The sequence below is a fragment of the uncultured Candidatus Kuenenia sp. genome (genome assembly GCF_900696675.1).
Lineage (GTDB): Bacteria > Planctomycetota > Brocadiia > Brocadiales > Brocadiaceae > Kuenenia > Kuenenia stuttgartiensis_A.
In genome coordinates this window covers 1-1220 of sequence record NZ_CAADGZ010000294.1, presented here as the reverse complement: position 1 = coordinate 1220, position 1220 = coordinate 1, and the positions used below count along the sequence as shown (strand labels likewise).

Below are 1220 nucleotides of genomic sequence, written 5' to 3'. Positions count from 1 at the left end.
AGACCGTGTCGTTACTTTCGATGCCTTACATGCGCAAAAGGAAACCGCCCGTTATCTGGTAGAAGACAAAAAGGCAGAATATATATTCACGGTGAAAGATAATCAAAAAACCATAAAACAAGCCATCCAGGAACTGAATCTCAGTTCTTTTCCCCCCCTCAGCACGAAACAATTGAAAAAGGCCATGGCCGCATTGAAATCCGCAGGATTTGGACCAGCACCGAATTAAACGAATAACTTGATAGTATAGGAATTTTCATTTTAATTATGCGGGTTTGCGGGGATGTATTGTTGTAAAATATTATATTGTAGATAGATATGACAGTTGTTATACTAATCAGATTATGGAAATAATTCAGAGGCAAGGGTGGAATATATTCAAGCAGATATTTTTTGATCATTGGGATAATTTTAAGAAGTTGTTTCCCAGGTATGATACCACCTATTATGATGAAGTAGTGGAGAAGATGCTTAATTGTGGTGATCCAGAGAAGATGGGATTGACGGAATATTTGTGTTTTAGTTGTGGACGCGGTAAACGAGTAGTGCCGATGAGTTGTAAGAGCAGTTTTTGTTTAAGGTGTAGTAAAGTGTATGTAGATAATTGGATAAGTCAAATAAGCAAGATGTTACATGAGGGAGTAATCTACCGGCATATAGTATTAACGGTACCGTCGGTGTTGCGAAGAATATTTTATAACAATTCAGAGAAATTGTTAGGAGCATTCATGGCATGCGGGGAGAGATGTCTGGATGATTTTTATATAGTCAAACAAATCTGGTTTTATAAACTTAGCGGTAATTTGGCTTTTTGAAAAATGGGGGCGAAGCATTTGCCTGCGTACAGTATAACTCCTTCAACATAGCGGGGTTGGCGTATGTACAGCATTTTACGTCTCTCTCTTATATGCAGGCAAATGCTTCGCCCCTACCCAGAATGTTTTTCGAAAAACAGATTTATTCGACTATAGTAAGGGAGCGACTACAAATAACATGGTATTGTATAGTACCAATAGTATCGTTGTAGTGTCTTTGTGTATGTCACGGTAATAGCCGTTACAACTAGTAAATATAGGCATTGACACCCTCCAGTCATTATGATAACATTAGGATTAAGTGGTATTTTATCCGGCGTATTAATCCTAATGGTGTCATTATGCGTTTAGCTAAGTATTCTCATCGCAAGCTCTTGGGACTATTCAGCAGGGATGTCGTTTTAA

Annotated in this window: 1 protein-coding gene and 1 pseudogene; both read left to right on the top strand. The window is 38.1% G+C overall.

Annotated elements, in window-relative coordinates:
- Window positions 1–229: pseudogene (locus QZT26_RS17745) on the top strand (hypothetical protein); the annotation flags it as partial.
- A 115-nt stretch (window positions 230–344) separates the two neighbouring features.
- Complete coding sequence (locus tag QZT26_RS17740) at window positions 345–815, top strand: transposase zinc-binding domain-containing protein (RefSeq protein ID WP_157820774.1); 471 nt, start codon at window positions 345–347, stop codon at window positions 813–815.
- The last annotated feature ends 405 nt before the right edge of the window (window positions 816–1220 follow it).